Origin of the sequence: Corynebacterium anserum, from assembly GCF_014262665.1 — a bacterium.
In the GTDB taxonomy this organism is placed as follows: domain Bacteria; phylum Actinomycetota; class Actinomycetes; order Mycobacteriales; family Mycobacteriaceae; genus Corynebacterium; species Corynebacterium anserum.
Window position 1 is genome coordinate 558,674 of record NZ_CP046883.1, and the last position, 16,916, is coordinate 575,589.

The 16,916-nt window shown below is 54.8% G+C and carries 13 protein-coding genes and 1 tRNA gene; 10 read left to right on the forward strand and 4 right to left on the reverse strand.

The genetic code is table 11. The features are described 5' to 3' along the window. Positions 1–72: 72 nt before the first annotated feature. Positions 73–723, reverse strand: a complete 651-nt coding sequence (locus tag GP473_RS02240) for a DedA family protein (RefSeq protein WP_246394862.1) — start codon at positions 721–723, stop codon at positions 73–75. 277 nt (positions 724–1,000) lie between these two features. On the opposite strand from GP473_RS02240, the gene GP473_RS02245 reads away from it, so the two are divergent. Beyond that, entirely contained in the window at positions 1,001–2,899 is a 1,899-nt protein-coding gene (locus GP473_RS02245; RefSeq protein WP_246394864.1) for a potassium transporter Kup, read from the forward strand. Between the two features lie 158 nt (positions 2,900–3,057). Here the strand turns inward: GP473_RS02245 and GP473_RS02250 are convergent, their stop codons facing one another. Beyond that, complete coding sequence (locus tag GP473_RS02250; protein ID WP_186277063.1) at positions 3,058–4,851, reverse strand: AMP-binding protein; 1,794 nt, start codon at positions 4,849–4,851, stop codon at positions 3,058–3,060. A gap of 159 nt (positions 4,852–5,010) precedes the next feature. Between GP473_RS02250 and GP473_RS02255 the strand changes: the two genes are divergently transcribed. Beyond that, entirely contained in the window at positions 5,011–5,577 is a 567-nt protein-coding gene (locus tag GP473_RS02255) for a hypothetical protein (protein WP_186277064.1), read from the forward strand. A 74-nt stretch (positions 5,578–5,651) separates the two neighbouring features. Here GP473_RS02255 and GP473_RS02260 read toward each other — a convergent pair whose 3' ends face one another. Next, positions 5,652–7,097: an alanine/glycine:cation symporter family protein gene (locus tag GP473_RS02260; RefSeq protein ID WP_186277065.1), complete on the reverse strand. Its 1,446-nt coding sequence runs from the start codon at positions 7,095–7,097 to the stop codon at positions 5,652–5,654. 297 nt (positions 7,098–7,394) lie between these two features. Between GP473_RS02260 and pgm the strand changes: the two genes are divergently transcribed. From pgm to GP473_RS02280, 4 genes are all read left to right on the forward strand, one after another. Beyond that, the gene (gene pgm / locus GP473_RS02265) at positions 7,395–9,053 is read left to right on the forward strand and encodes a phosphoglucomutase (alpha-D-glucose-1,6-bisphosphate-dependent) (protein WP_186277066.1); all 1,659 of its coding nucleotides are present in this window, start codon (positions 7,395–7,397) and stop codon (positions 9,051–9,053) included. Positions 9,054–9,448: 395 nt separating this feature from the next. Further along, positions 9,449–10,186, forward strand: a complete 738-nt coding sequence (locus GP473_RS02270; protein ID WP_185769217.1) for a DsbA family protein — start codon at positions 9,449–9,451, stop codon at positions 10,184–10,186. A 327-nt stretch (positions 10,187–10,513) separates the two neighbouring features. Continuing rightward, positions 10,514–10,589 (forward strand) — tRNA-Ala (locus tag GP473_RS02275). A 1,193-nt stretch (positions 10,590–11,782) separates the two neighbouring features. Further along, a complete protein-coding gene (locus GP473_RS02280) occupies positions 11,783–12,529 on the forward strand; it encodes a vitamin K epoxide reductase family protein (protein WP_246394870.1) in 747 nt (248 codons plus the stop codon). A 131-nt stretch (positions 12,530–12,660) separates the two neighbouring features. Here GP473_RS02280 and nadE read toward each other — a convergent pair whose 3' ends face one another. Beyond that, complete coding sequence (gene nadE / locus GP473_RS02285) at positions 12,661–13,524, reverse strand: ammonia-dependent NAD(+) synthetase (RefSeq protein WP_185769218.1); 864 nt, start codon at positions 13,522–13,524, stop codon at positions 12,661–12,663. Positions 13,525–13,783: 259 nt separating this feature from the next. Here nadE and ykgO point away from each other — a divergent pair, with 259 nt between their 5' ends. From ykgO to nrdI, 4 genes are all read left to right on the forward strand, one after another. Beyond that, the gene (gene ykgO, locus GP473_RS02290) at positions 13,784–13,906 is read left to right on the forward strand and encodes a type B 50S ribosomal protein L36 (RefSeq protein ID WP_003852698.1); all 123 of its coding nucleotides are present in this window, start codon (positions 13,784–13,786) and stop codon (positions 13,904–13,906) included. A gap of 536 nt (positions 13,907–14,442) precedes the next feature. After that, on the forward strand, positions 14,443–14,673 hold the full coding sequence (gene nrdH / locus GP473_RS02295) for a glutaredoxin-like protein NrdH (RefSeq protein ID WP_185769219.1): 231 nt from the start codon (positions 14,443–14,445) through the stop codon (positions 14,671–14,673). Between the two features lie 329 nt (positions 14,674–15,002). Continuing rightward, positions 15,003–16,439, forward strand: a complete 1,437-nt coding sequence (locus GP473_RS02300) for an MFS transporter (protein ID WP_186277067.1) — start codon at positions 15,003–15,005, stop codon at positions 16,437–16,439. A gap of 4 nt (positions 16,440–16,443) precedes the next feature. Continuing rightward, positions 16,444–16,887, forward strand: a complete 444-nt coding sequence (nrdI, locus tag GP473_RS02305) for a class Ib ribonucleoside-diphosphate reductase assembly flavoprotein NrdI (protein WP_185769221.1) — start codon at positions 16,444–16,446, stop codon at positions 16,885–16,887. Positions 16,888–16,916: the final 29 nt, after the last annotated feature.

The window sequence follows — 16,916 nt, forward strand, 5'->3', positions numbered from 1 at the left end:
GCTGGACTGACGACATGAGTTCCATGGGGCTGGAAGGAGCGCCTGATGAGGTGGAAGGTGTGAGGGGCCGGATTAGACGCTGGAGTTATTTACCCGAGAGAGTTTCTTGTTCTTACGACGCTTGTTTATGCCCGAGATGATGATTGGCAACACGGAAATTCCCACAATCACCAGCATGATGCCCTCGATGGAGTGCTCTATACCCGGGATACCTCCCAAAAGCACACCAACCAGCAGCATGGTAATGATCCATGCTAGAGCCCCGGAAACGTTCCAGACGACGAAACGCTTGTACTCCATACGTGAAGTACCTGCAGCGAGAGGCACATAGGTACGAATAATCGGCACGAAACGGCCGAGGACGAGGGCAATCGGTCCATGCTTGGCGAAGAATTCTTCTGCAGCGTCCAAATGTTCGGTTTTGAGGATTGTGGCGTCGTCAGAGAAGAAACGGCGACCAAAGCGATGGCCGATGAAGAATCCTGCCTGATCACCGGCGACGGCGGCAATCGTTGCCACAGCGAAAATTGCCCAGATGCTCGTGTTCAGTTCGGTATGCAGAATAGCTGCGGTTACCAGGAGAGAATCTCCAGGGAGAAATGGAAAGAGCAGACCCGACTCGATGAAGACGATAATGCCCAAACCAACAAGTACCCATGGGCCGAAACTCGACAGCAGGGTATTCGCATCCATGAGATGAGTGAGGGAGCCAATGAAATCCAAAAGCTGGCCTTTCAAAAAGTGCAACGCGTGCAGGGAGAACAGTGCCGGGGGAAATGGGTTTTCTAGGCACTCAAAGTACAATCACAGCAATTTAACTCTCTCACATCTAATTTTCATAGCCTATTCCAGGCAATTTCGCTGAGGAGTAGCTGTGGGTTTCAGCAGAAAGAGGGCGAAAGCGGGGAAGGTGCGAAAGTTGGGGACTACACCCACATTGAGTCAATTCGACGCGGACCAATCTAGCTCTATGAACCCCATAGGCGTAGTGTTTCGCAGCGTGAGTAAGACACGTTCTTCTACACTCGCCCTGGTTATCGCGGCCTTAGGTGTGGTGTTCGGAGATATTGGCACAAGCCCTCTCTACGCCATGCAGTCCATTTTCGCCCTCGATGGCGGGGTTGTAGAGACTACCCAGACCAATATTTATGGTGTGGTATCCACGATCTTCTGGTCGTTGCTAGTGATCGTGACCACGAAGTACGTCGGCTTTATTCTCCAGGCCGATAATGGTGGTGAGGGCGGCATTTTGGCTCTCACGGCGTTAGTCGAGCGCTCAGTAGGCCGAGTGAATGCCAATGGACGGCGCGTGGGTAAGGCGCGGCTTATTGCGCTGATGTTGGGAGTGTGTGGCGCTGGTCTGTTTTACGGAGACTCCGTGATCACCCCTGCCATTTCCGTGATGTCAGCGATCGAAGGCGTGGCAGTGGTCAACCCTGACCTATCGCACTGGGTTGTTCCGTTGGGAGCGCTCATCATTGTTGCCCTGTTTGTGGCTCAAAAATGGGGCACGGGTGCTGTTGGAAAAGCTTTTGGTCCGATCATGGTGCTCTGGTTCAGCTTGTTAGCGGTGTTAGGCATCGCACAGATTGTGCAGCATCCAGGTGTTCTTGCTGCTCTGTTACCAACGTATGCGCTGCATTTCATCATCACTGCGCCGGGAATAGCATTTGTTGCTTTCGGCTCCATTGTGCTCGCTATCACCGGTGCGGAGGCTTTGTACGCGGACATGGGTCACTTCGGTAAGTCGCCCGTGCGTCGTGCGTGGTTGTTTATGGTGTTCCCGAGCTTGGTATTGAACTACCTAGGCCAGTCAGCCTTGCTTGTGAACACCCCCGAGGCGAAGGTCAAGCCATTCTTTTTAATGGCGCCGTCCTGGGCACAACTCCCACTGGTCATCATCGCCACGATGGCTACGGTTATTGCGTCTCAAGCCGTCATATCCGGTGCATTTTCTGTCTCCAAGCAAGCCATGAACTTAGGCCTGCTCCCGCGGTTTAGCGTGCGTCAGACTTCCAGTAAGGAAAAAGGGCAGATTTACCTACCCGCTATCAATTGGCTTCTGTTCGTGGGAGTGATGCTCCTGCTGTTGATCTTCCGCTCCTCCGAACGTTTAGCCACCGCTTATGGTTTGGCAGTGACGGGTACGTTCCTGATGACTACGGGCCTGTTCTTGATGTACGCCCGTTCTGTGAAGAACTGGGCAGTGTGGAAGTTGGTTGTGGCCGCATTGGCTTTCGGCACCTTCGAGGCATTGTTCTTCTCCGCTAACGCGGTGAAGCTCTTCCACGGCGGCTGGATACCTCTGACTATTGGTATCTGCATCGTGTTCATCATGGTGACGTGGCGTCAGGGTCTACGTATGCTGTTCGAACGGCGCATGGATATCACCGACAACTGGAATGGTTTCCTTACAAAGGTGCGTGCTCAGCAGCTAGTGACCGTTCCGGGGACCGCCATTTATCTCCACCTGAATCCGCTGACACCACCGCAGGCGCTGGAGACCAACGTTCGCTTTAACCACATGATTCACGAGCGGGTGGTGATTATCCGGGGGCTCACTTCTTCCTGGCCACGCGTGTACGATGACCGACGCGTGAGTGTTGACACGGAGTTCACCGACCCGAACATCACACTGGTGACCGTGCGGTTTGGTTTCTTCGAGGCTCCAAATATGCCAAACGCGATCAAGATTTTGCGCAAGGAGGGTGTGAATATTCCCGATGAGCCGTTCTATTTCACGTCGAAGATGAGCCTGATCGATGGCGAGGAATCTGCCATGTCTTCGTGGCGTAAGAAGGTGTTCTTCTTCCTCTATCACAACCAGGCTCAGCCGCTGAGTTACTTCGCTCTGCCGCCAAAGCGCACCGTTGCCTTTGAATCTCGGTTGACGTTGTAGTGCGCTCGTTGTGGTCTTTGGGCGCGGGCTAAGAGGCGGTTCTTCACACGTGATGGGTGCTGCAGCGGGTGGCTTGTTGGCGGTCACACCGCTAGTGTTAGTCCAGCCCAGAGGGTGGGTTGTGCCTGGCGTGACGAGGTTGCTAGTAGCGTCAGTTTTTAGCCTTTAATTTTGGAACCGTGCCCAGTCCACGCTTCGTCGCGCAATTCGTTCTTGCGTACCTTTCCGGTGGAGGTACGTGGGAGTTCTTCAAGTACGACCACATCACGCGGCACCTTGTATCCCGCGATGTGTGCACGGCAGTGAGCGATGATGACTTCTTGGATAGCCTGCGGGTTCTCCTGTGCCTGCTCGTGCGCTTCTGGTCGTAGTACCACGTAGGCGCGTGGTCGTTCACCCCATTTGTCGTCTGGTACGCCGATGACGGCGCAGTCGGAGACGTCGGGGTAGCTCACGATTGCCTGCTCGACCTCAATGGTGGATATGTTCTCGCCACCGGAGACCACCACATCCTTCGCACGGTCGAGGAGCTGGATATAGCCGTCTTCGTGCATGACGCCCAGATCTCCGGTATGGAACCAGCCACCGCGGAAGGCTTCCGCTGTGGCTTCTTCATCGTTGAAATACCCGGCCATTACGCCGTTGCCGGTCATCACAATCTCACCCATTGTGGTCCCATCTGCCGGTACATCGGTGAGGGTGGCGTCATGTGGCTCGGTCGGTTCCACCACACGGACGTCTTCGTTGGTGATCATCGCCACGCCTTGACGGGCCTTCAATACGGCGCGGCGGCGCACCGTCATATCTGCCCAGTCCGGCTGCGACTCACAAACGGTGAAGGGACCGTAGGATTCCGTGAGCCCGTACACGTGGGTGACTTCCACGCCGATGTTTTCACATCGGGTGATGATGGTCGGGCTAGGTGGTGCCCCTGCTGTGACGATGCGCATGCCGTGGACACGGCGCTTATTTTCGTCGTCGACGAGGGTTGTCAGCACGGCTGGGGCGCCGCACATTGCGTTAACCCCTTCCTCGACGATGAGGCGCCACATCTCAGGGCCGCGTACGGCGCGTAGAGCGATTTGAGTTCCACTAACGGCCATCACTGCCCACCCGGTGCACCATCCCGAACAGTGGAACATCGGGAGTGTCCACATGTAGACCGTCTGGTGGTTGAAGTGCTGTGTGGTGATGGCTCCGAGTGCGTTGAGGTAGGAACCACGGTGCGTGTACACCACGCCCTTCGGACGGCCTGTAGTCCCCGACGTGTAGTTGATGGCGATGGGTTGGTGTTCATCCGCGACGGAAAAGGGGAGTTCCTCGCCGTCGATATAGGCGCCGATGTACCGGCTGAACGTGGTGTGCTTATCTTTTTTCTCCGACGCCACTTCTGGCTCACTACCGTATTCATCAGCGATGAGAATTACGCGCCGTAGGAGTGTATCAATGTGAGAACTAGCTGTGTCGATGAGTGGTTTTTCGCCCATCATCACGGAAATTGAAGAGTGCTCGACGATGTACTGGATCTCTGCCGGTGCCAAGCGGGTGTTGATGGCTACAATGACAGCCTGGGCAAGCGGTATTGCGAATTGAGCCAGCAAGGCCTCGTAGCTGTTGGCTGCGAGTACACCGACGCGATCGCCAGGTTGGACTCCATCAGATCGGAGTGCGCGGGCGAGGGCGAGTGCGTCGTTTTTAAAATCAGCGAAGCTCACTCGGCGAGACCCATCCACACAGGCTGTTTTTTGTGGGTGAACCCGAGCGCTGCGCTCGAGGAAGCGCAAAGGGGTGAGAGCTACGTTGAGGCCTTGTTGAGACGTAGAGACTTCTAAGGTTGTTACGTGGGTGGAGGTGTGGGTAGCTGAGTGATCTGAGGCCGTTGGGTGGTTCGAGGTTGTCTGGCGGTAGGGCGTAGTGCTACGTGAGTGGTTCGATGTGGTGTTTGAGGTCATGCTACACACTTTATGTTCTCTAAACAAAAATAGTGTTAAGCCTTATGGGTTTTTGTATTCTTCTTGTAATGCTGAAGGGGCGGAGATACCGCCCTTACGCGGAAAATAGGCTCTGAGCTGCATCTGATTTGTGCAAATCAATACTGCTAGGATGGGAATATGCGTATTTTTCCTAAGCGAGCAAAGACAGCGTCAGTCCTGGCGGTTACCCCGTTTCTACTTGTCGGGCTGGCTGCATGTGGTGAAAATAGCAATGAATCCAGCACTACTGAGGCAAGTACCGTGACGGTAACCGAGTCAGTATCAGAGTCCGCAACAGCCGCTGGGTCTTCCTCATCTTCTTCATCGTCATCGGGTAGTGCGGCTGCCGATTCCGGTAAAGCCCCGACGATCAAGGTGGACGGCAACACCGTAGATAACTCAGCATTCACCCCGGTGCGGTGCAAACAGGATCAGGATGATGGTCACCCCCTGATTGAATACGAAGCTGGCAAGGACCGTTCCGGAAACGAACTGGACATTGACATCTTCACCGATATTAAAACCTTGGACTCTTTAGACTTTGACCTCAACAATGAAGAATGGGAGGTTGACGATGCTGATAAAGCCAATGCCACGGTCACCGAACACAACGGCGAGTACACCGTAAAGGCTACTGTGACCAAGGATGAACACGGCAGCAACCAGAAGAAGAACATCGAAGTCACTCTGTCCTGCAAGGCTTAGCCTCAAACCTAAAGGGTGAGTTTTGAACTTTATTATTCGCAATAAGCCTTGAGCTTTATATCTTGGTGCGAGCTTTATATCTTGGTGCGCCACGGGTTGTTGGTATCGATGAGGAATTTCTCTACGTCTTCTGGGCGAGCGCGGAGAGTTGGGTCGAACTTTAAGTAGACCTTTGTTTCTCGGGTAACCAAGCCGGAGAGTATGAGCAGGCCGATGAGGTTGGGCAATGCCATCAAGCCATTTGCCAGGTCGGAGAATGTCCATGCCAGAGTTAGTTCCGACGTCGCGCCGACAAACACCACGCAGGTGAAAATCATGCGATATGGCAAGGAAGCCCAATCTCCCAATGCCCGTTCTGCGTTGCGTTCGCCGTAGTAGGACCAGCCCAGGATGGTCGAGAATGCGAAGAAGACGACAGATAGGGAGACGATGGTTCCCCCCCACTGGGATCCGAGACCCTCAGAGTATGCAGCGGCCGTCATGCTGCCTGCTGCGTCTTTACCCTGATCCCACACGCCTGTGGTTACGATGACCAGACCGGTCATGCTCACCACAATGATGGTGTCGATGAAGGTCTGAGTCATTGAGACGAGGCCCTGACGAACGGGGTGGGTGGTTTTAGCAGCGGCAGCTGCGATAGCGGCAGAGCCCATACCGGATTCATTGGAGAAAATACCGCGAGCAACACCCATCTGCAGGGCGATCAAAATACCTGAGCCAACAAAACCACCCGTTGCGGCAGTCTCAGTGAAGGCATCGGAGAAGATGAGACCCAGCGCTGCAGGGATTTCGCCAGCGTGAATGAATAGAACGATAATGCCGCCCACGAGATAAATGACGATCATCAGAGGTACGAATGCCGATGTAACCTTACCGATGGTCTGGATTCCGCCTAGCAAAACGGCACCAACCAGTACGAACATGACCACACCGGAGACCCATGGATCCACACCGAAGGTGTCATGCAAACCTGCCGAGACGGCGTTGGCTTGCGTCATGTTACCGATGCCGAAAGACGCGATGATGGCGGCGATTGTGAAGAACCACGTCAAGAACGTACCGAAGCTGCCCTTGATACCCATTTGCAGATAGCGTTGCGGCCCACCGTTAATCAGTCCGGCTTTATCTGTGGTGCGGAAACGTACGCCGAGGAACGCTTCGGTGTATTTGGAGGCCATACCTAGAAGGCCAGTACACCACATCCAGAACAATGCGCCAGGGCCACCGATGGAAATAGCGGTTGCGACGCCCACGATGTTGCCCACTCCCACGGTTGCAGCCAGCGCGGTGGTGAGAGCTTGGTATTGGGTGATGTCACCTTCGCCACCCTCGTCGTCGCGGTCTATGAGACCGTGGCGTAATGCGACGCCCAATTTACGGAACTGGATTCCAGAAAGGCGGATAGTGAGAAAGAGGCCGGTGCCTAGCAGGAGTGGAATCAGGAACCATGGACCCCACACGAAGCTGCCCGCAGTGCTGAGCCAACCTTCGAGTTTTTCAGCGAAAGAAACATCAGTCATGCAAAAAATGTACAACTTTGCATAAATACATGGAATCTGTTCGACAAAACTTAACAAATACGCCATATCTGTGGCGCTACAGGCCGTCAATGAGCATTTACCGTAGCAACCGGTATTTCAGGCCCAGCAGCGAGCATTCACCGCCGGAGGGGAGGATCACGGTGAGCTGTAAACAGAGGCTTCTCTTCCGATGCAGTGAGGGAGAATCTGAGTTCGGGGGAGAAAGAGCGAGAAAAAGAAGGGGAAATCAGGCACTCTGGAGTTAGACCTCACACCGTCCGATTGAAGGAGACGCACATGCATCCACGCGCAGGGCAACCAGCACAACCGGAAGATCTCACTGACATCCCAGCGTTGCTTGCCGCTTATAAGGATATTCAGCCCGATGTGAACGACCCAGGGCAGCGAGTAACCTTTGGCACTTCCGGTCACCGCGGAAGCTCCTTCGACGGTGCCTTTAATGAAGCACACATTGCTGCCACTACTCAGGCGATCGTGGATTACCGACGCGACAAGCACATCGAAGGCCCGCTCTTCATTGGCCGTGACCCACACGCGCTGAGCGAACCAGCACACCAGACCGCGCTGGAAGTGTTGGCTGCTAATGGTGTGAGAACTCTCATGGATGCGCAGAATGGGTTCGTGCCTACTCCGGCGATTTCCTTTGCCATTCTTGAATACAACAAAAACCTCCCCGGAGGCCCTACGGGTACGGATCGGGGGCGTGCGGATGGCATTGTTATCACGCCGTCCCACAATCCACCGCGTGATGGTGGATTCAAATACAACCCGCCGACCGGTGGGCCGGCTGATACTGAGGCCACCAGTTGGATCGCCGACCGCGCTAACAAGTACCTTGACGCCGCTTTGAAAGGCGTAGAGCGAACCAGCGACCTTAGCAGCATCGAGAAGCATGATTTCTTGGGGACATATGTTGCTGCGCTGCCGGAAGTGGTGAATCTTTCTGCCATCCGGGAAGCAGGTGTGCGCATCGGCGCGGATCCGATGGGCGGCGCTTCGGTGGAATACTGGGGGCGTATTGCTGAGGAACACCGCCTGGATTTGACGGTGGTGAATGACAAGGTTGACCCTGCCTTTGGATTCATGACGTTGGATTCAGACGGAAAAATAAGGATGGATTGTTCTTCGCCGTCAGCGATGGCGTCGTTGGTTGCTGCGGTGGCAGGCGACGGAGCGGCCGCCTACGATATCGCAACGGGTAACGACGCAGACGCTGACCGCCACGGCATCGTCACCCCAGACGGCGGGCTGATGAATCCTAACCACTACCTCGCTGTTGCTATTGACTATTTGTTCACCCACCGTGACGGCTGGCCAGCCCAGGCGGCTGTGGGCAAGACCCTGGTGAGCTCTTCCATGATCGATCGTGTGGTGGCGGATATGGGACGGACGCTCAACGAGGTTCCCGTGGGCTTTAAGTGGTTTGTGCCGGGGCTGGTGGAAGGAACCATCGGTTTTGGTGGTGAGGAGTCTGCCGGTGCTTCTTTCCTGCGGATGGATGGCTCGGTATGGTCCACCGATAAGGACGGTATTATTGCTGATCTGCTGGCGAGCGAGATCCTTGCCGTGACAGGTAAAACCCCATCGCAGCGGTATGCCGAACTGGCGGAGAAGTTTGGTGCGCCATTCTATTCCCGCATCGACGGGGCGGCTAACCGCGAACAGCGGGAAATGCTGAAGAAGCTATCGCCCTCAGACATTACAGCGGACACCTTGGCCGGTGGAAAGATCACCTCGATTCTCACTGAGGCTCCAGGCAATGGTGCGTCGATAGGAGGACTGAAGGTGACTACGGCGGATGCGTGGTTTGCTGCTCGGCCATCGGGTACAGAGGATAAGTACAAGATCTATGCGGAATCATTCAAAGGCGAGGAGCACGTGCACCAGGTGTTGGAGGAAGCACAAGATGTGATTAATGGCGTACTCAACCCCTAGCGAACGTCCTCACGAGGGGTCGAGGGTACGGCTAGGCGGAGTCACGCCTGCATTAGCAGCGCTCGTACGACCTTCGCTCGTATGAGGGGATGTGAACCGAAGCTATTCATTGCTTCAACTGTGGAGAAGCTGTGAACGGGGAGTTTTTCTTTCCAAGTTCTTTTCAAATTGCTGGAAATACGGAGCTGAGGCTAGGGAACATTAGGGACTCAGACCCTTGATTGGATAGGGTTAAGCCATTGGCCTCAACGTTTCTGCGCTATTTTGTGGGATTAACCCACCATGTTTAGGAGAGGCTAAGCGTGGGTGGGTGTAACCCAGCATGTGAGAATATGCGCAGAATCGGAAAAATTGCATGGCTGAAGAGATAAAAGTTTTTGAAAGGATTCCCCACAGTGAGCCAGAAGATCAAGGCACCTAGCTCCAAGGGAGGCAGTGGTTTCGTTTGGGCCATAGTTGCCATCGTCGCGATCGCTGCCGTTGTCATTGGCCTGGTTGTTTGGAACAACTCCAAGAACAACGACATCGCCACTGGTATGCCGAAAGAAGAGGTGAACTTCAGCGTCAGGGCGGATGGCGATGCGATTGTGCTGAAGAGCGACAAGGCTAAGCAGGATGCAAAGAAGATTGAGATCTTCGAGGATTTCTCCTGCCCTCACTGTGCGGATCTGCACAACGTGGACCGTGAGGAACTGCGTAACGCCCTCAACGATGGCAAGATTCAGTTGACCTACCACTTCCTTAACTTCCTCGACGGCGGCAAGGTCGGATCCTCTACTCGTGGAGCTGCTGTGGCGATGACAATTGCCAAGACCGGTAACGCAGAAGCCTTCTGGAATATGCATGATTACTTCATGCAGCACCAGGCTGAGGTTGCTCGCACTTGGGATTATGGCAATTACGCTGACGCTGCAAGTTCTTATGATCTAGATGAGTCTGTCATTGACTCTATCCGAGATGGCTCCATCGAAAACGTGGGGCAGAATATTGCGAAGAAGAATGAGGACGAGCTGAAGAAGCGACGCGACCAAGTGTCTTCCCCTGTTGTGTATGTGGACGGCAAAGAGTTCGAGACTCCAACGGATTCCCAGGGGCACCCTGTTCCTTGGATCTCTGAGCTTCTGAAAAAATAGCCGACCCCCTTCTTCGGTATTCCTTCGTAGACCCAAAGACGCCCCTCTTCTTCAGCAGAAGGGGGTTGTACCCTTTTGTGCAAGAACAGGATAGCTAGTGGTTGCCACGTTGGAGCAGCACGATCACGCAGTAGACCAGTAGGTACACACAGTAGAATAGCGGGTGCACGCGGCTGAAGCAGTAGGTGCAGGGAATCGAGCGCAGGGTGCGACCTCAGAGAATGCTCAACTGACCTGCGGATTTGGTTGGTGGATAGCAGGTCATGTAGGTTTAGTTCGTTCGTTCATTTTGCTCGTTCATTTTGCTTGAACTAGTAAATGGATCGAGGGGCTATGGCGCAGCTGGTAGCGCACCACACTGGCAGTGTGGGGGTCACGGGTTCGAGTCCCGTTAGCTCCACCAGACACAAAACCCCAGTTCGTACATGAGCTGGGGTTTTCTCATGTTTCCGCTGGTTATCGCTGTGAGGGACGTTGTGGGTGCCAAGCTTTGACTTCTTCAGCATCCCAGAGCGGCAGATGGCCTAGATGTGCAATGACGGGCGGGGTTGTGCCGTTACGGACGTAGCTACGCCACGTGGCTTCCGATATGCCGCAATGTAAGGCACAGTCAGCGGTTCTCCATAAAATACGCCCGGTGTCGGAGTCGGTGATTATTGGTTTCATCGGGCTGCCTTTCGCTGGTTGTGGTCGATGGCAAGACCTATGAGGATGTAGGCAGGCATGAAGAAGGGTGATGCTCCCGTTAGGATCATAATGAGTCCGGCAAGCCCGCCGATAAGGGTGAATCGCATTTTCTTTCCTTTGGTAGTGTGAGGTGTATGGGGTTGCCCCCGGCTAGTTCGAGTAGCCGGGGGTTTCCTCATTTACGCCGTGTGTGCAACCAGATACTGTTCTATAGAGATGGTTATTTACCACGGGATGTCCGGCTAGCGCCGCACTTGTGAGGGACGTTGTGCGTGCCAAGCTTTGACTTCTTCAGCATCCCAGAGCGGTGTGCGGGCGTCTAAGTGAGCTACCGGCTGTGGGGCTTGTTTGCGGGAAACGTAGGATGACCACGTGCGTAGAACGAATTGGCAGTGTTCAGCGCATTCAATTGAGCGCCATAAGACACGCCCTGTGTCGGTGTCGATAATAGTGGGGGACATGGTTCTTAGCTTCCGCGCTTGAGGTGCCGAGCGGTAGCGCTAAGCGCTGCCACTGCTGGGACGATAAGAAGCCACGTGGGGGCACTGACGAAGATAATCCGGTGTATCCATACGCGGATGCCCCAGCTGATTGCTCATCCTAACCTAGTAGTCGGACTTATCGGGTGGTGCGTCAGAATGAACAGTTTATTTCGGGGGGTGATATTTTAGGCTGAGCATTCAAAGGTTCACATGAAAAAGACATCGTCGCTCATCTCTTCGAGCTTTATTCGCAGGCGGTTCAGGACTAGTTGGCATCAACGGCCGCTGCGGTGTTCTCATGCAACATGCGTCACATCTATGAGGAAAAAAAACCCTTCAGGGAGTAGTCTGAATACAGCACATTTGAGCGCAGCGCCTTTAGTACGCTGCCTGAGCAGCCTTTTCACACGCTGAGGAGCTATCCTTCATGACTCATGGTCAGACTCCGACCAACGACCCGCGTTCTACAACTTCCCAGCCTGTAAATTCCCACGGTGCCACAGCCGCTACCGGTACGACGGCGACGGCTCCAGGAGACAACCCCACGGTTGCTGCTGAGTCTGCACAGCCACAGCCAAAGACACCGAAGAAGCGCTGGCCCAATGGCACCAACGGGTACGGGTCAAGCGTGGTGTATGGCCTGTTTATGGTTCTCCTGGGAGCCATCGGTTTGGCGATGAGCTTCATCATCACAGTAGAGAAGATTCATCTACTGACAGATTCGAATTTTGTGCCATCGTGCACTATTGACAACATCATGTCGTGCAAGTCTGTGATGGAATCCCCTCAGGCAAATGTCTTCGGTTTCCCTAACCCTCTCATTGGTTTGGCGGGCTTTTCCGTCATCATCACCCTTGGAGTTCTGCTGGCAACAGGTGCGCGTTTCCCCCGATGGGTGTGGTGGGGGCAAGCGCTGGGCTTGCTGGCCGGACTGGTGTTCGTGCATTGGTTAGCGTTTAATGCAATCTACGAAATTGTTGCACTGTGCCCTTATTGCATGGTTGTGTGGGCCGTCACCATGCCATTGTTTGTCATGACCGTGGTTCATATGGCACGCGATAAGGCACGTGCCAAGGGGGAATATTACGGTGGTAACCATTTCTTGCCGCTATTGGTGGTGTTGGTGTGGTACGCGGCCATTGCTTTGCTGATCTACCTTCAGTTCTACGCATAGCCGCCCATTGCGCTCATGCGCAGCCATCCAATGGGTACGTGGGAGCCCATGGTGCTCACATGTAGCCGTTTAGCGGTTCTAGTAGCCGCTTATCGAGCCTCATCGTAACGACCCATTCCGCTTACCTACAGCTACCTGCTGCGCCACCACTGATCTCGCAGACTAACTGGTAGCGCCCGCTTGTGGCGGCTTATACGCCATAGGTGCTCGATACGCTCTGCGTCGGCTGGAGGCACTTCACGGCCTTCCAGATAAGCGTCGATGGAGGCGTAGGTGACTCCCAGAGCCTCCTCGTCGGGTAGCGATGGGCGGTCTTCTTCCAGATCCGCTGTAGGGACTTTCTTCCACGTAGATTCCGGCGCGCCGAGGTATTTCAGAAGGGCTGCGCCCTGAGCCTTGTTGAGACCTGATAGGGGGAGGATATCGGCGGCGCCATCGCCGAATTTGGTGTAGAAGCCGGTGATGGCCTCTGCGGCATGGTCAGTGCCCACCACCAGACCGCCAAAAGCGCCTGCAATAGCGAACTGTGAAATCATGCGCTGGCGTGCTTTGATGTTGCCCTTGTTGAAATCTGTGAGAGGTTCGCCCGTCGCCTCCTCAACAGCCTGAGCGGACGCATCGGTGGCGTCTTTGATATTGACGGTCACGGATTCATCGGGCTCGATAAAACGAAGGGAGATTTGCGCATCATCCTCGTCAGCTTGGACGCCGTAGGGGAGACGAACGGCGATGAAGCGGGCATCGGTGGCCGCGGCTCCTTCCGCGCGACGTTTTTCGACGGCTAGTTGGCATAGGCGGCCAGCGAGGGTGGAATCCTGTCCACCAGAGATGCCTAGTACAAATCCTTTGGTACCGGTGGCCTGGAGATAATCGGCGAGGAATTCCACACGCTTCTTCACCTCGCGCTCTGGGTTGATGGTCGGTGCGGTTCCCATCTCTTCGATAATCTGCTTTTGCAAGGCAGAGGGGGTGTACTCGGTGGAAGTCGTGGCCATGTACCGACATACTAGTCAAAAACGGTGCTGGGTGACGAGGGCGCGTCTCATGATGACTAGAGAATCACGATGACCAGGGAAGCGATGTGACGTGTGCGAGTGAGCCGCTCTATTGAGCATTTGGTTTTTGATCTGGACTTTGAGTAGACTAGCTGTTTGTGTTTGTGCTCGGTGTGGGCAGGTACCACCGAGCCGCCAATTTTGTGTGCTGTTCTACGCCGCGAGTTGGCAGTACCGCCGATGAAGAAAGGAGCGCCCGATGAAGGTCCGTAAGTCCCTTCGGTCGCTGAAGAACAAGCCGGGCGCTCAGGTTGTGCGTCGCCGTGGCAAGGTTTACGTGATCAACAAGAAGGACCCACGTTTCAAGGCACGCCAGGGTTAAGTACTGCCCCGTGTTATACGTGAGCATGTGAGCCTGTGGGCTCATCCGCCTCCTCCGATGGTTCGCCACGGAGGAGGTTTTTGCTTTGGGTGTGGTTTTTCTGGGTGTGAATGTGTGAGTGATCTCTGGGTGGGAATGCGTGGGGGAGATTACTGCTCTGAGGTCAAGGCTGCGTCGGGGGAGAGAATCGGGGTGCGGGGGTAGTAGGGACCAAATATTTCCTAGTGATAAAAAGTGCAGGTCGTGAAATTACACGCATGTATTTTGGTTCTCCAATATCTAGTGGCGAGCTTTTAACCCACCTGCAAATACGCCTCGTGTAACTACTATATATAGTGTTTACAGGATTGTAACTCCTCAAAATATTGTGTTTATCCGTGTTGTCTCACACCGTTGTGATGTGTAATCTCAAACAGGTCACACGCTGAGCAGTGCGGGGCAACATCGCACTCTCAGCTCTGCTTACCGGCGTAGGAAACGCCCTTTTTGCATTGCGTTAGATAGCGAATCCCCGTGTCGCGAAGGAGAACACCCACATGATCACCCTCTACACCAAGCCAGCTTGTGTACAGTGCACCGCCACCAAGCGCGCCCTCGATAAGGCCGGCTTGGAGTACACGATGGTGGATATCTCCCTCGATGATGAAGCACGTGATTACGTGATGGCCATGGGGCACCTGCAGGCACCAGTCGTTGTTGCAGGTGAGGAAAACTGGTCTGGCTTCCGCCCGGATCGCATCCGAGCTCTTGCCGCCGCCGCTGCTTAATAATTAACGCTGACTCCTTAGGCGGGTGTCTCTAGGAGATTCCCAAAGGGTTCTTGAAGAAAAACCACTCACAGATTTCTCGTAGAAACCTTCCACGAAAGCGTTGGGAAATCCCCACAGAGAACTCCGGGAAACCACCCGTACAACGCTCGCCCGATTGCGCGGGATGCCAGCCGAACATGCTTGTCACAAGAGCTCCCGGCTGGCTTTTTTGATGCCCGCAGTACATATGATGTGCCACCTATCTGAACCTTCAGAACAGTGATCGCAGCACGCACCTGGTACGCGTGCCGCCGGCTTGTCCACCATGAAAGACCGACCTGAATTCCATGACCGTGCGTAAGCTCTTCGCGGACACCACCCCGCTCCGCCATGACGATTTTCGTCGTCTCTGGACGGCGAACATCGTCACGGTCATTGGTGCACAGCTCAACATCTTGGCAGTGCCGGCGCAGAGCTACATGCTGACGGGCAGCTCATCCTACGTGGGGTTGTCCGGTCTTTTTGGTTTAATCCCGCTGATCGTTTTCGGCCTATACGGTGGTTCGCTTGCCGATGCAATGAACCGCCGAACCCTTCTGCACATCACCACGACGGGCATGATCATCACCGCCGCTGGCTTTTGGCTACAGGCAGCAATCGGAATCAACAACGTGTGGTTGATTCTCAGCCTTTTCGCTCTACAACAGGCACTATTTGCTGTTAACCAGCCGACGCGCACAGCCATCATCCCCAAGCTAGTCGGTAAGCAGAACATTGCCGCCGCGACCAGCTTGAATATGACCGTCATGCAGACCGGTGCGATTGTGGGTCCCCTGGTTGGTGGAGCTCTTATTCCGCTTCTGGGGTTCTCTTGGCTCTACTTTTTAGACTTTCTTGCCCTATTCGCCACCTTGTGGGCGGTTCACCGACTGCCTTCGTTACCGCCCGAGCCAGCATCTTCTACCGACGCTACCGCCCCCAGCAAACCAGGTTTCCGGTCAGTTTTGGAAGGCTTTGCCTTCCTCATGTCCCAGCCAATCATTCTGATGTCCTTTCTCGTGGACCTGATCGCAATGACCTTCGGTTCACCTCGTGCGTTGATTCCCCAAATCTCCCATGTGGACTTCGGCGAGCCCGCTGAAGGCGGAATGATGTATGCACTTCTTTTCGCAGCCCTCCCCGTCGGTGCCGTACTCGGGGGAGTGTTCTCAGGCATGGTCACTGCCATCGTCCGCCGAGGTTTGGGAGTGACGATCTCCGTCGTGGTATGGGGCGGCTCCATCGTGCTCATGGGCCTGGCCATCATGCTTGCCGATGGGCGTGTGAATGCCTGGGCGTGGATTGCACTGGGTGCATTTGCTATCGGTGGTGCAGCAGACATGTTCAGCGCAGTGCTGCGTTCCACCATGCTGCAGGAAGCAGCTGACGATAATCTCCGAGGGCGCCTGCAAGGTGTGTTCATCGTGGTGGTCGTTGGTGGTCCTCGGCTAGCGGACATTATTCATGGTTGGGGTGGTGCGCACTATGGTGCAGGCCCCACAACCGCCGTAGGCGGTGCGCTGGTTATCATCTGTACGCTCATTGCCGTGGCACTAGTCCCGCGATTCCTCACCTGGACACCACATGACAAGGTCAACGGTGGAGCAGAGATGGCGTCGCCAAGAAGGGAACAACACGCCCCAGCGCAACCAGAGTGCAACGCTCCCGAACGCCACACTCCGAGGCCGGAACATTGCACTTCCGAACCAGAACACAACACCGCTACCTCGGAAGGAAGTAGCTGACCCCATGCTCATCACATATTTCTCCTCGACGTCAGAAAACACCCACCGATTTGTTCAAAAACTGGGTTTGCCCAACAAGCGGATTCCGCTACGCCGCACCGAAGAACAACTCGTGGTCGACCAACCACACGTTCTCATCGTTCCCACCTACGGTGGAGGAGCAGGCATGACAGGCGACTACAGCAGACCAGTACCTAAACAAGTGATCACATTTCTCAACAACGAACAGAACCGGAATTTCCTACGGGGAGTGATCGCAGCGGGCAACCTTAATTTCGGCAACGATTTCTGCAGAGCCGGAGACATCATCGCCGAAAAATGCCGTGTGCCATATCTCTACAGATTCGAGCTCATGGGCACAGACCACGATGTGCGACGCGTGAAAGAGGGGCTCGCAGATTTTGAAAAGGAGTTACGCCTCATGGGACGATGGGACGCCGTAGCATGAAATAGATGCCAAACGTAAGCATGAGACAG